The following is a 13809-nucleotide window of genomic DNA, read 5'->3' as shown; positions in this document are numbered from 1 at the left end:
AAGAGCCCGCAGGATACTTCCTGCGGGTTCTTTTTAATATGTAGCTTACTTTTTGTTCTTGATATACTCATCCATTGCCACTGCGGCGCGCTTGCCGGCGCCCATGGCGAGGATTACAGTCGCAGCTCCCGTCACGGCGTCGCCGCCGGCGAACACGCCATCCTTGGACGTGATGCCGTGCTCGTCGTCCGCTACGATGCAACCGCGCTTGTTGGTGTCAAGACCTGGCGTGGTGTGACGAATCAGCGGGTTCGGGCTTGTGCCGATCGCCGCAATGACGCAGTCGAGGTCGAGCACAAATTCGCTGCCCTCTACCGGCACCGGACGGCGGCGGCCGGACTCGTCAGGTTCGCCCAGCTCCATCTGCTGGCACTTCATGCCAGTCACATTGTAGTTCTCATCCGCGAGGATTTCGAGCGGCGCGGTCAGGAACTTGAACACGATGCCCTCTTCCTTCGCGTGGTGAATTTCCTCCAGACGAGCAGGAAGCTCAGCTTCGGAACGGCGGTAAACGATGTAAACATCCTCCGCACCCATGCGCTTGGCACAGCGGCAGGCGTCCATCGCAACGTTGCCGCCGCCGACCACGGCAACCTTCTTGGCGTGCTGAATCGGGGTGGGCGAATTCTCCTGATATGCCTTCATCAGATTGATACGGGTCAGGTACTCGTTGGCCGAGTAAACGCCGTTGGCGTTTTCGCCCGGTACGCCGATGAAGGTCGGCAGACCTGCGCCCGAGCCGACAAAGACTGCTTCATAGCCGTCGGCAAACAGCTCGTCAATGGTCTCGGAGCGGCCAACGATGAAGTTGAGCACAAACTCAACGCCGAGATCCTTCAGCGTGTCGATTTCCTTCTGCACGATTTCCTTGGGCAGACGGAATTCCGGAATGCCGTACATCAGCACGCCGCCTGCGGTATGCAATGCCTCAAACACGGTGACTTCGTAACCCATGCGTGCCAAATCGCCCGCACAGGTCAGACCGGCAGGGCCTGCGCCGACAACGGCACACTTGTGGCCGTTCGGCTCGGGCTTTACGGGCTTCTCTTCGCCGTTTTCGCGGGCAAAGTCGGCGACAAAGCGCTCCAGACGGCCGATGGCAACCGGCTCGCCCTTGATGCCGCGCACACACTTGCACTCGCACTGGCTCTCCTGCGGGCAGACACGTCCGCAGACAGCAGGCAGCGCCGAGGTTTCCTTAATCTTCGCCGCAGCTTCAAGGAACTTGCCCTCGGCAACGAGCGAGATAAACTCGGGAATCTGCACCTGTACCGGGCAGCCGGCAACACAGGGCTTATTCTTGCAGTTCAGGCAGCGCTGGGCTTCCTCAACCGCCATATCGGGAGTGTAACCGAGCGTGACTTCTTCGAAATTCTTGTTGCGGACGTTGGGGTCCTGCTCAGGCATGGGCATCTTCTTCGGATTCATATTCGGCATCTTACTTGACCTCCTGCTTCATCAGATTGCACTCGTGGCGCTCAACAGAGGATTTCTCCTGTGCCTTGTACATTGCGCCGCGGCGCATCGAGCCGTCAAAGTCAACCAGATGACCGTCAAAGTCCGGGCCGTCTACGCAGGCGAACTTGGTTTCGCCGCCGACGGTCAGGCGGCAGCCGCCGCACATGCCGGTGCCGTCTACCATGATGGTATTCATGGAAACGATGGTCTTGATGCCGTAGGGGCGGGTGGTTTCGGAAACAAACTTCATCATAATCATCGGGCCGATTGCGATAACCGCATCGTACTGGTTGCCCGCGTCGATAAGTTCCTTGAGCACCTGCGTGACGAGCGCCTTGCGGCCGTTTGAGCCGTCGTCGGTCACAACGTGCAGGTTGGTGGATGCCACACGCATCTCGTCCTCGAGGATGATGATATCCTTAGAGCGGAAGCCGGCGATCAGATCGACCTCGCAGCCCATTTCGTGCAGCTTCTTGGCCTGCGGATAGGCGATTGCGCAGCCCAGACCGCCGCCGACGACCGCAACCTTCTTCAGGCCGTCGAGATGGGACGCGATGCCCAGGGGGCCGACGAAGTCATGCAGAGAGTCGCCCTCGTTCATGCAGCCGAGCGCCATGGTGGTTGCACCGACCTCCTGGAAAATGATCGTAATCGTGCCTGCCTCGCGGTCAAAGTCCGCGATGGTCAGCGGAATGCGCTCGCCCTCTGCGTCCACACGCAGAATAATAAACTGGCCGGGCTCGGCCTTTCTTGCCACGTGCGGCGCTTCTACGACCATCAGCTTGGTGTTGGCGTTCAGCGTCCGCTTCTTCAGAATCTGATACACTCGATTTATTCCTCCTTGCGTTTCGTAACATCGAACGTATACATTATATCGTCTGAAAACGAGAAACGCAAGAAGCGTCGCGCAAAATGCTGAAAATGGGCAAGATACACGTACAAAATTCTGAGAAATAGCAAAGTGACAGGAATGACTGGGGATAAATTTAGTAATTTAGCACAATGTAATCGCCTTTGACATAGCCTTCGTAATCATTGTAACGCACAACGTACCAGTCGTCGTATTGTCCGAGTACGAAAATCTGTGCACCGTCCGGCGCCTTGCCGATGATGGGAGCGGAGAGCGATGGAGCGGAGCGAATGTTTAAGTTACCGGATTCGACCTCAACCGTTGCAGTCTGGATCGGCGCGGGTTCGACAAAGGGGATGCGGAAATACTCGGTCAGCGCCAGCACCACATCGCGGCCGATCAGGTCGATGTTCTGTTTAATCCATTCAGAATCCTCAGGGTTGTCGTGATAGGCAAATTCGATGAGGACGGAGGGGGCACGGGTGCGGGTGACTTCGCCGATTGAGGTGGTAGGCATGGCGCGCACTTTATCAGGCAGTGGATAGATGGCTTTCAGGTTGGCAACCATGATATCGGCAATCTCACGGCTGCGCATAGAATCGGGATAATAGTACACATCGGTGCCGCGCAGCTGTCCGGCGAGGTTTTCGGGAGCGGCGTTGGAATGCAGCGCGATATGCGCATCGTAGTTCCCTTCGTTGGACGCACGGATGGACGAGGCGGCTGTCATGTCTGGGGTATTGCGGACAAACTCGATGCCGGACGAGATGAGGTAGGGCTCCATCGCGTCCGCAATCAGGTTCATGTAGTATTCCTCGCTGCCGCTGCCGCCGTAATACGGATTATACTCCTGCGTCGAGGGAGAAAGATAGATACTGGGCATAAGCGTTCCTCCTAATAGAAATAGGTTTTCTGACTGCAGGCTATGCCGAGAAGCGGCGTTTTGTCCCTCGGTGCGCCTTTCTATAGGGCAGGATGTTCAAAAATATTTCCGTACGGCAGCTGTTTTCTGCACTTTTGAGGTTGCATTTTTAAACGGAAGAACGTATAATATACCTTGATTTAAAAATAGTTTAATAAAACCGACATTTGGGAGGAAAGAACCTATGAAGAAGATTCTGACTGCGCTTCTTGCAGGTACCATGGCGCTGACCATGCTGGCCGGCTGCGGCAGTAAGCCTGCTGAGAACAACGGTGCGCAGGGCGATGCAAACAATAACGCTGCAGCTTCCGGCGAAACGCTGCGCATGGGCACAAACGCTACATTCCCGCCGTATGAGTTTTACGGCGATAATGGCACGGACATCGTCGGCATCGACGCCGATATTGCCAAGGCGATTGCCGATAAGCTTGGCATGACGCTCGAAATCGTCGACCAGGACTTTGACTCTCTGCCGGCAGCGCTTGAGGCAGGCAGCATTGATATCGCGGCGGCCGGCATGACCGTGACCCCCGACCGTCAGACGCAGATGGACTTCTCCGAGTCTTACGCAACCGGCGTACAGGTTGTCATTGTGCCGGAAAACAGCGATATCAAGTCGATTGACGATTTGACCGGCAAGCTGATCGGTGTGCAGCAGGGTACAACCGGTGATATCTACTGTGCCGCAGACCCGGCAGACGGCGGTTACGGTGAGGATGCGGTGCGTCGTTTCAACAGCGGCCCGCTCGCAGTGGAAGCGCTGAAGAACGGTCAGGTGGACTGTGTTGTTATCGACCAGGAGCCGGCAAAAAATTACGTGGCTGCCAACGCCGGACTGAGCATTCTGGACACCGAATTTGCGGTTGAAGACTATGCAATCGGCATCAAGAAGGGCAACACGGAGCTGCTTGATAAGGTCAACAGTGCGCTGCAGGAACTCAAGGCAGACGGCACGATCGATCAGATTATCGGTACCTACATCAAGGCTGAGTAAGTAGTTTCGCTTGGAATTGGGAGAGAATAGGGACGGCGTAAGCCGCCCCTTTCTTCCTATTATGCTGTAAATTAGAGAAAGGGGAAATGGATTTGAATCTGCTGCAATTTTCGGATTGGATTTTGCAGGCGCCGGGTTGGATACAGATGTGCCCGGAATTTCTGCAGGAGATTTGTTACCAGTTTTTCGTAACGTTCATTTATCGTGACAATTGGCAGTTCTTCGCCAAGGGTCTGAAGGTCACCTTCCAGACGACGTTGGGCGCGCTGCTGGTCGGTGTGCTGATTGGCGTCATCATTGCGGTCGTTCGCTCTGCGCACGACTCCTCGCGCAAGAACCCGAATGTGCTGCTGCGCGTGGGCAACGCCCTGTGCAAGCTGTATTTGACGGTCATCCGCGGCACGCCTGCCATGGTGCAGCTGCTGATTATGAACTTCGTTATCATGCGTCCGCGCGGTGATAATGCACTGCTGATGTGCGCGATTATCACGTTCGGCATCAACTCGGGCGCTTATGTGGCCGAGATCGTGCGGTCGGGCATTATGTCAATCAATGCGGGACAGATGGAGGCCGGACGTTCGCTGGGCCTCAATTATGCAAAGACCATGCGCTTTATCATCATCCCGCAGGCAATCAAGAACATCCTGCCGGCACTCGGCAATGAGCTGATTACCTTGGTCAAGGAGACTTCGATTGTTACGGTCATCGCCCTGCAGGACGTGACCAAGGCGGCGCAAATCGTTCAGTCCAAGACGTACATCGCGTTTATGCCGTACATCGGCCTTGCGGTCATCTATCTGGTGATTGTGATGATTCTGACCAAACTGCTCAACCTGTTTGAAAGGAGGCTGCGCGCTAGTGATCGACGTTAAAAACCTGCAAAAATCCTTTGGCGACCACGAGGTGCTCAAGGGAATCGACGAGCATATCGAAAAGGGCGAAAAGGTGGTTATCATCGGTGCATCCGGTTCGGGAAAGTCGACCTTTCTGCGCTGCTTGAACCTGCTTGAAGAGCCGACCGGCGGTGAAATCATTTTCGAAGGGATGAATATCACCTCGGCCAAGACGGATATCAACGTGATTCGCCGCAAGATGGGCATGGTGTTTCAGCAGTTCAATCTGTTTCCACACCTGTCGGTCAAGGAGAATATCAAGCTTGCACCGGTCAAACTCGGTGTGATGAAGGAAGAAGAAGCGGAACAGCGGGCCAAGCAGCTGCTTGAGCGTGTCGGGCTGCCAGATAAGGCGGATTCCTTTCCGGCACAGCTTTCGGGCGGACAGCAGCAGCGTATCGCAATTGCGCGCGCGCTTGCAATGAATCCCGATGTGATGCTGTTCGACGAGCCGACCTCGGCGCTCGACCCTGAGATGGTCGGCGAGGTGCTCGAAATTATGAAGGAACTCGCGGAAGACGGCATGACAATGGTGGTTGTCACGCATGAGATGGGGTTTGCCCGTCAGGTTGCGACACGTGTCATGTTCATGGATCAGGGTGTGATTGCAGAGCAGAACGAACCGGAAGCGTTCTTCTCCAATCCCCAGCATCCGCGTCTGCGCGATTTCTTGTCGAAAGTGCTGTAAAAAGGGAAGAGCCGGAACGGCTGATGCTGTTCCGGCTCTCTTTTTGTGCAAAAGAAAAGGCGGATGGCGTATGCCAACCGCTTTTTTATGCAAAAATATTCTTGACTTCATAGGAAAAACTATGGTATAATTAAACGCTCAACAGATTAGGCGCAATTGCGCCGATATCTAAGTACATGTTAGCACGGTCTGCAAGGGATTGCAAGACCCAAATAAAAGATTTTGCAACGCCCCCTGGCGTATCAAAATAATGCCGCTAGAAATGGAGTGATCAAAGCACATGATGGTGAAAGACGTACAGCACGGCAAGACCACGCGAAAGAGCTTTGCACGCATCGATGAGATTCTGGAGATGCCCAATCTGATCGAGGTGCAGAAGAAGTCCTATCGCTGGTTCCTGGACGAAGGCCTGCGCGAGGTCTTCGCGGACACCGCCAGCATCACGGACTACACCGGAAACCTGGAGCTCTCCTTCCTCGATTACTCGATGAACGACGAGCCCAAGTATTCGGTTGAGGAGTGCAAGGCGCGAGACGCCACGTACGCCTCTCCGCTCAAGGTGCGCATGCGCCTGCGCAACAAGGAGACGGGCGAAATCAAGGAGCAGGAAATCTTCATGGGCGATTTCCCGCGCATGACGGATTCCGCTACCTTCATCATCAACGGCGCGGAACGCGCGATTGTCTCCCAGCTCGTTCGTTCGCCCGGCGTTTACTTTGGCCGCGAACTGGATAAGACAGACAAGGCGCTGCTTTCTGCCACGGTCATTCCGTACCGCGGCGCGTGGCTCGAATACGAGACCGATGCGAACGACGTGTTCTATGTCCGTATCGACAAGAACCGTAAAATCCCGATTACCTCGTTTATCCGCGCAATCGGCGTAAAGACCGATGCGGAAATCAAGGAGGTTTTCGGTGAGGATGAGCGCATCCTTGCGACGCTTGAGAAGGATCCCGCGTCGACCTCGGACGAAGCGCTGATTGAAATCTACAAGAAGATGCGTCCGGGCGAGCCGCCCTCTGTCGAGTCGGCCACCAACCTGATGGACGCGATGTTCTTCGACGCGCGCCGTTATGACATCTCTGCTGTCGGCCGCTACAAGTACAACAAGAAGCTGGACATTGCGCGCCGTATCACTGGGCACAAGCTGCTCGAGCCCGCTGTCGACCCGATGACCGGCGAAATCGTCGCTGAGGCTGATGAAATCCTGTCCCGTGAGAAGGCACGCAAAATCGCCCGCTGCGGCGTACACAGCGTGACCATCGAAAACAACGAGGGCAGAGCCGTCAAGGTGTTCGGTAACGGCATGGTCGACATCGGAGACTTTAAGGACTACACCGGTTTCACCGCCGAGGAGCTCGGCGTGAACGAGAAGGTTCGTTTCAAGGTGCTCAAGGAGCTGATTGATTCCGGCGTTTCGGGCGAGGACTTCAAGAAGGCCGTCATCGAGCGCAAGGGTGAGTTGATCCCCAAAACCATCATTGTTGATGATATGCTCGCATCGATCTGCTATCTGCTCAATCTGGGCAACGGCATCGGCACGACGGATGACATTGACCATCTGGGCAACCGCCGCCTGCGCTGCGTAGGCGAGCTGCTGCAGAACCAGTTCCGCATCGGCTTCTCCCGTATGGAGCGCGTCATTCGCGAGCGTATGACCATTCAGGATTTGGACATCGTCACCCCGCAGAGCCTGATTAACATCCGTCCTGTTACTGCAGCCATCAAGGAGTTCTTTGGCTCCTCGCCGCTGTCGCAGTTCATGGATCAGAATAACCCGCTGGCAGAGCTGACGCACAAGCGTCGTATGTCGGCCCTCGGCCCCGGCGGTCTGTCGCGTGACCGTGCGTCCTTCGAAGTGCGAGACGTACACTACAGCCATTACGGCCGTCTGTGCCCGATTGAGACCCCTGAAGGTCCTAACATCGGCCTGATTTCCTATCTGGCAACCTATGCCCGTATCAACGACTTTGGCTTTATCGAAGCGCCGTACCGGATTATCGACAAGTCGACCGGCCACGTGACCGATGAAGTGCAGTATATGACTGCGGACGTTGAGGACGAGTATATCACCTGTCAGGCGTACGAGCCGCTCGATGAGAACGGCTGCTTGGCAAATGAGCGTATCACCTGCCGTATGCGCGACGAAATCGTTGAGGTTGACCGCAAAGATGTTGACCTGATGGACGTTTCGCCCCGCATGATGGTATCGGTTGCGACTGCGTTCATTCCCTTCCTGGACCATGACGACGCAAACCGCGCACTGATGGGCGCGAACATGCAGCGTCAGGCCGTGCCGTTGCTCAAGTGTGAAGCACCTGTTGTAGCAACCGGCATGGAATACAAGGCAGCAGTTGACTCGGGCACGATTCCGCTGGCTGAGAACGACGGTGTCGTCACCCGTGTGACCGCACGCGAAGTTGTCGTGCGCTACGACAACGGTCAGGAAAAGAGCTATCACCTGACCAAGTTCCTGCGTTCTAACCAGTCCACCTGTATCAACATGCGCCCGATTGTAGACTTGGGCGAGCGCGTTAAGCGCGGCGATGTACTGGCGGACGGTCCTTCGACCGAGAACGGCGAAATCGCGCTCGGCAAGAACGCACTGATCGGCTTTATGACTTGGGAAGGCTACAACTACGAGGATGCTGTACTGCTCAACGAACGTCTGGTTCGTGACGACGTGTATACCTCGATTCATATTGAAGAATACGAATCCGAATCCCGTGACACCAAGCTCGGGCCGGAAGAAATCACCCGCGACATCCCGAACGTCGGCGAGGATGCACTGCGCAACCTCGACGAGCGCGGCATCATTCGTGTCGGCGCCGAGGTGCAGGCCGGTGATATTCTGGTTGGTAAGGTAACGCCCAAGGGCGAAACCGAGCTGACCGCAGAGGAGCGTCTGCTCCGCGCGATCTTCGGCGAGAAGGCGCGTGAGGTGCGTGACACCTCGCTGCGTGCGCCGCACGGTGAGTCCGGTATCGTCGTAGACGTCAAGGTTTTCACCCGTGAGAACGGTGATGAGCTGTCTCCCGGCGTTAATATGGTCGTTCGTGCTTATATCGCACAGAAGCGTAAGATTTCTGTCGGCGATAAGATGGCAGGCCGACATGGTAACAAGGGTGTCGTTTCGCGCATTCTGCCGCAGGAGGATATGCCGTTCCTTGAAGACGGCACACCGCTTGACATTGTGCTCAACCCCTTGGGCGTACCTTCTCGAATGAACATCGGTCAGGTGCTCGAGGTGCATCTGGGCTTTGCGGCCAAGCGTCTTGGCTGGAAGGTCGAGACTCCTGTATTTGACGGTGCTTCGCTTGACGATATCAAGGAGACACTGGTCAAGGCGGGCGTCAACGAGGACGGCAAGAGCGTTGTATACGACGGCCGTACCGGTGATAAGTTCGATAACCGCGTCACCGTTGGTTATATGTACTACCTCAAGCTGCATCATCTGGTTGATGATAAGATTCATGCCCGTTCCACCGGCCCGTACTCGCTCGTTACGCAGCAGCCGCTCGGCGGCAAGGCGCAGTTCGGCGGCCAGCGCTTCGGCGAGATGGAAGTTTGGGCGCTCGAGGCTTACGGCGCGGCCTATACCTTGCAGGAAATCCTGACGGTTAAGTCTGACGACATCACCGGCCGTGTTAAGACCTATGAGGCTATTGTAAAGGGCCACAACGTTCCGCAGCCGGGCGTTCCGGAATCCTTCAAGGTTCTGGTTAAGGAGCTGCAGTCCCTCTGTCTGGATATTCAGGTGCTCGATGAGAACATGGATGTTATCGAACTTGCGGAGGACGACGAGGACGATACCGATTTCATCCGCCCGATGGAGCACGCCGTTTCGGGTGCGGACGACGAGTTCGCAGCTGCCGGCTTTGCTATCAATGACGCTGAGGAGGGCGATACCGACCTCTTCACGCTTGATTCTGCCGACGACGAGGGTGACGACGATGCCGAGGACGATTTTGACGACGGCCTGGGTGAGTAAGAACACATCCGCTTGTTTGTCAATCGTCTGTTAACAGGGAAGGAGCATCATATAAATTTATGGGATATCATACGTTTAACGCCATTAAAATCGGCCTTGCCTCGCCCGCGCTGATTCGCGAGTGGTCTTATGGCGAGGTTAAGAAACCCGAAACCATCAACTACCGCACGCTCAAGCCCGAAAAGGACGGCCTTTTCTGCGAGCGTATCTTTGGCCCAACCAAGGACTGGGAGTGCCACTGCGGTAAATATAAAAAGGTCCGTTTCAAGGGCAAGGTTTGTGATAAGTGCGGCGTTGAGGTCACCAAGGCCAAGGTTCGCCGTGAGCGCATGGGTCACATCGAGTTGGCCGCGCCCGTTTCGCACATCTGGTACTTTAAGGGCATTCCGTCCCGTATGGGTCTGATTCTCGACATCAGCCCCCGCGTGCTGGAGAAGGTTCTGTACTTTGCCTCTTATATTGTCATTGATCCGGGCGACACGCCGCTGATGAAGAAGCAGATTCTGACCGAGGCTGAGTACCGCGACATGCGCGAAAAGTACGAGGACGATTTCCGCGCCGGTATGGGTGCGGAATCCATTAAGGCTCTGCTTGCAGAGCTGGATCTCGAAACGCTGTCCAAGGATTTGGCCGCTGAGCTCAAGGATGCTTCCGGCCAGAAGCGTCTGCGTCTGATTAAGCGCCTTGAGGTTGTGGAATCGTTCCGCCTGTCGGGCAACCGCCCGGACTGGATGATTATGGACGTCGTTCCGGTCATCCCGCCGGAAATCCGCCCGATGGTACAGCTGGACGGCGGCCGCTTTGCGACCTCTGACCTGAACGACCTGTACCGCCGCGTCATTAACCGTAACAACCGTCTCAAGCGTCTGCTCGAGCTCGGCGCGCCCGATATCATCGTGCGCAACGAGAAGCGCATGCTGCAGGAAGCGGTTGACGCGCTGATCGACAACGGCCGCCGCGGCCGCCCGGTCACCGGCCCGAACAACCGTGCGCTCAAGTCGCTTTCCGACATGCTGAAGGGCAAGCAGGGACGTTTCCGTCAGAACCTGCTCGGCAAGCGCGTTGACTACTCCGGCCGTTCGGTTATCGTCGTCGGCCCTGACCTGAAGATTTATCAGTGCGGTCTGCCGAAGGAAATGGCGCTCGAGCTGTTCAAACCCTTCGTCATGAAGCGCTTGGTAGAGGACGGCACGGCCTCCAACATCAAGTCCGCCAAGAAAATGGTCGAGCGTGCCAAGACTGAGGTCTGGGACGTGCTGGAAGACATCATCAAGGGTCACCCGGTTATGCTGAACCGTGCGCCGACGCTGCACCGTCTGGGCATTCAGGCGTTTGAACCGGTGCTCGTTGAGGGTCGTGCGATCCGTCTGCATCCGCTGGTATGTACCGCGTTTAATGCCGACTTTGACGGCGACCAGATGGCGGTTCACGTGCCGCTGTCCGCTGAGGCACAGGCTGAGGCTCGTCTGCTGATGCTGTCCGCGAACAACCTGCTCAAGCCGCAGGACGGCAAGCCGGTTACCATTCCTTCGCAGGATATGGTGCTCGGCGCATATTATCTGACCATCGACCGTGAGACCGAACCTGGTGCGGGCAAGATTTTCCGCAACAGTGATGAGGCACTTATGGCATACGATCAGGGTGTTGTCGGCATCCATGCACCGATTAAGGTACGCACTGTGCGCGAAATCGGCGGCAAGAGAATTTCCAAGCTGATTGATGCAACCCCCGGCCGTCTGATTTTTAACGACCGCATTCCGCAGGACATCGGCTTTGTCGATCGCTCCGATCCGGATAAGCTGCTCGATTTGGAAATCATGTTCACCTGCGGCAAGAAGGAACTGGGCAAGATTATCGATCGATGCATCCACACCCACGGCTTCCATATCACCGCAGAGGTGCTGGACTCCATTAAGGCGATGGGTTACAAATATTCGACCAAGGGCGCGTTGACTGTTGCGGTTGCAGACATGATTGTCCCGGATGAGAAGCAGACCTTGATTCAGGAGACTGAAAAGAAGGTTGCTCTGATCGACAAGAAGTACAAGCGCGGCTTTATCACTGACGACGAGCGTTATCGCCTGACCGTTGCCGAGTGGGAAGAAACCACCAAGCAGGTTACCGGCCGACTGCAGGCCAACATGCGCGATCAGCGTTACAACCCGATTCACATGATGGCCGATTCCGGCGCGCGTGGTTCGATTAACCAGATTCGTCAGCTGGCAGGTATGCGTGGCCTGATGGCATCTACCTCCGGTAAGACGATTGAAATCCCGATTAAGTCCAACTTCCGTGAAGGCCTGTCCGTTTTGGAGTACTTCATTGCGGCGCGTGGTGCGCGTAAGGGCCTGTCCGATACCGCACTTCGTACGGCGGACTCCGGTTACCTGACCCGTCGACTGGTAGACGTTTCGCAGGATGTTATCATCCGTGAGGACGACTGTGGTGCGGTCAAGGGCATCTGGGTTGAGGATATTAAGGAAGGCAACCAGACCATCGAACCGCTGCGCGAACGTCTGCTCGGCCGCTATCCGGTCGATGACATCTGCGATCCGAACACGGGCGCGGTCGTTGTCTCCAAGAGCAAGATGATGGACGACGCCGATGTTGATGCAATCGATGCTGCGGGCATTACCCGCGTGCAGATTCGTTCGGTTCTGGAATGCCGCGCACGCAAGGGTGTTTGCACGCGCTGCTACGGCATGAACCTTGCATCCGGCAATCCGTGCGGCAAGGGCGAAGCGGTTGGCATCATTGCAGCACAGTCAATCGGCGAGCCCGGCACACAGCTTACCATGCGTACCTTCCACACCGGCGGCGTTGCAGGTTCGGATATTACGCAGGGTCTTCCTCGAGTTGAAGAACTGTTCGAAGCGCGCAAGCCCAAGAAGGTTGCGACTCTGGCTGAAATCACCGGTGTTATCTCGATTGAAGAGTCTAAGCGTACAACGCTCAAGACTGTCAACGTTACCAACGGTGAGACAGGCGATATGCGTTCCTATCAGCTTGCTTCTTCTTCCGGCATTCGCGTGGAAGATGGTCAGGCGGTCAAGCAGGGCGACCAGCTCAATGATGGCGCACTTAGCCCGCATGACATTCTGCGCATCCTTGATCCCCGCGCAGTGCATGATTATGAGATCAAGGAAGTTCAGAAGGTTTACCGTCAGCAGGGCGTTGATATCAACGATAAGCATATCGAGGTTATCGTGCGTCAGATGATGCGCAAGGTACGCGTTGAAGATGCGGGCGATGCAAATGTGCTGCCCGGCTCCGTGATGGATCTGCTCGAGTTCGAGGACTGCAACAAGTTGGTGCAGGATCGTATCGATGCAGGCGAAACGGGTCTCCAGTTTGCTACCTGCGAGCCGACCCTCATGGGTATTACCAAGGCTTCGCTGGCGACCGACTCGTTCCTCTCGGCTGCGTCCTTCCAGGAAACCACCCGCGTGCTGACCGATGCCGCAATCAAGGGCAAGGTCGACCCGCTGCTGGGCCTGAAGGAGAATGTTATCATCGGCAAACTGATCCCCGCAGGCTCCGGTATGACTGAGTACTGCGATGGTCATTATGAGCAGACAGTCGATCTCGACTAAGGATGTATAAAAGTGAACAGACAGGGGAATGCTCTCAGCATTCTCCTGTTTTTTACAAAGGAAGTCCGAAGCTGACAAAATCAAGAAAAGTCCTTGAAAAACCCCTTGACTTCGTGTTGTAAAACGGTTATACTGTTATAGCATGCCGTATAGGAGGTATACTATGCTTTCAGATCTTCGCACGGCGCAAAAGGTCATTGGCGTAAAACAGTCTAAAAAAGCCATCCGCGAAGGCGTAGCCGCGCGCGTATATATCGCGCTCGACGCTGAGCCGCGCGTGACGCAGCCGATTTATGAGCTGTGCAGCCAGACCGACACCGCGATAACCGAAATTGCCACCATGGCGGAATTGGGTGACGCGGTCGGCATCGACGTCGGCGCCGCAGTTGTAACTTTGGTGCGCTGACGCACCGCTTTTTT

The 13809-nt window shown here is 55.9% G+C and carries 9 protein-coding genes; 6 read left to right on the top strand and 3 right to left on the bottom strand.

Features of this window, described 5'->3' with window-relative positions; all coding sequences use genetic code 11:
• Nucleotides 1-45 precede the first annotated feature (45 nt).
• The 3 genes from gltA to QOX26_RS00135 form a co-directional block, all read right to left on the bottom strand.
• Nucleotides 46-1437, bottom strand: a complete 1392-nt coding sequence (gltA, locus tag QOX26_RS00145) for an NADPH-dependent glutamate synthase (RefSeq protein ID WP_283672859.1) — start codon at nt 1435-1437, stop codon at nt 46-48.
• Nucleotide 1438: 1 nt separating this feature from the next.
• Complete coding sequence (locus QOX26_RS00140; RefSeq protein WP_283672858.1) at nt 1439-2284, bottom strand: sulfide/dihydroorotate dehydrogenase-like FAD/NAD-binding protein; 846 nt, start codon at nt 2282-2284, stop codon at nt 1439-1441.
• Nucleotides 2285-2444: 160 nt separating this feature from the next.
• Nucleotides 2445-3191 (bottom strand): SH3 domain-containing protein, encoded by a 747-nt coding sequence (locus QOX26_RS00135; RefSeq protein WP_283672857.1) that lies wholly within the window; start codon nt 3189-3191, stop codon nt 2445-2447.
• Between the two features lie 223 nt (nt 3192-3414).
• On the opposite strand from QOX26_RS00135, the gene QOX26_RS00130 reads away from it, so the two are divergent.
• The 6 genes from QOX26_RS00130 to QOX26_RS00105 all read left to right on the top strand — a co-directional run bounded on the left by QOX26_RS00130 (nt 3415) and on the right by QOX26_RS00105 (nt 13795).
• Complete coding sequence (locus QOX26_RS00130; protein WP_283672856.1) at nt 3415-4224, top strand: basic amino acid ABC transporter substrate-binding protein; 810 nt, start codon at nt 3415-3417, stop codon at nt 4222-4224.
• A 146-nt stretch (nt 4225-4370) separates the two neighbouring features.
• Nucleotides 4371-5096, top strand: a complete 726-nt coding sequence (locus tag QOX26_RS00125; protein WP_283673298.1) for an amino acid ABC transporter permease — start codon at nt 4371-4373, stop codon at nt 5094-5096.
• Nucleotides 5083-5805 (top strand): amino acid ABC transporter ATP-binding protein, encoded by a 723-nt coding sequence (locus tag QOX26_RS00120; protein ID WP_283672855.1) that lies wholly within the window; start codon nt 5083-5085, stop codon nt 5803-5805. The genes QOX26_RS00125 and QOX26_RS00120 overlap by 14 nt, the downstream gene beginning before the upstream one ends.
• A gap of 283 nt (nt 5806-6088) precedes the next feature.
• A complete protein-coding gene (rpoB, locus tag QOX26_RS00115) occupies nt 6089-9796 on the top strand; it encodes a DNA-directed RNA polymerase subunit beta (RefSeq protein WP_283673297.1) in 3708 nt (1235 codons plus the stop codon).
• A 59-nt stretch (nt 9797-9855) separates the two neighbouring features.
• On the top strand, nt 9856-13389 hold the full coding sequence (gene rpoC, locus QOX26_RS00110) for a DNA-directed RNA polymerase subunit beta' (RefSeq protein WP_283672854.1): 3534 nt from the start codon (nt 9856-9858) through the stop codon (nt 13387-13389).
• Between the two features lie 163 nt (nt 13390-13552).
• Nucleotides 13553-13795, top strand: a complete 243-nt coding sequence (locus tag QOX26_RS00105) for a ribosomal L7Ae/L30e/S12e/Gadd45 family protein (RefSeq protein WP_283672853.1) — start codon at nt 13553-13555, stop codon at nt 13793-13795.
• Nucleotides 13796-13809: the final 14 nt, after the last annotated feature.

It is taken from the genome of Butyricicoccus sp. Marseille-Q5471, from assembly GCF_951230135.1.
Classification (GTDB): domain Bacteria; phylum Bacillota; class Clostridia; order Oscillospirales; family Butyricicoccaceae; genus Agathobaculum.
Note: the sequence above shows the minus strand (reverse complement) of the source record. Positions and strands in the feature narration are given on the sequence as shown.

Bases quoted from the DNA above. Each gene is read 5' to 3' on its own strand.
- gltA (WP_283672859.1), bottom strand. From the start codon at position 1,437: ATGCCGAATATGAATCCGAAGAAGATGCCCATGCCTGAGCAGGACCCC.
- QOX26_RS00135 (WP_283672857.1), bottom strand. From the start codon at position 3,191: ATGCCCAGTATCTATCTTTCTCCCTCGACGCAGGAGTATAATCCGTAT.
- QOX26_RS00130 (WP_283672856.1), top strand. From the start codon at position 3,415: ATGAAGAAGATTCTGACTGCGCTTCTTGCAGGTACCATGGCGCTGACC.
- QOX26_RS00125 (WP_283673298.1), top strand. From the start codon at position 4,371: ATGTGCCCGGAATTTCTGCAGGAGATTTGTTACCAGTTTTTCGTAACG.
- rpoB (WP_283673297.1), top strand. From the start codon at position 6,089: ATGGTGAAAGACGTACAGCACGGCAAGACCACGCGAAAGAGCTTTGCA.
- rpoC (WP_283672854.1), top strand. From the start codon at position 9,856: ATGGGATATCATACGTTTAACGCCATTAAAATCGGCCTTGCCTCGCCC.
- QOX26_RS00105 (WP_283672853.1), top strand. From the start codon at position 13,553: ATGCTTTCAGATCTTCGCACGGCGCAAAAGGTCATTGGCGTAAAACAG.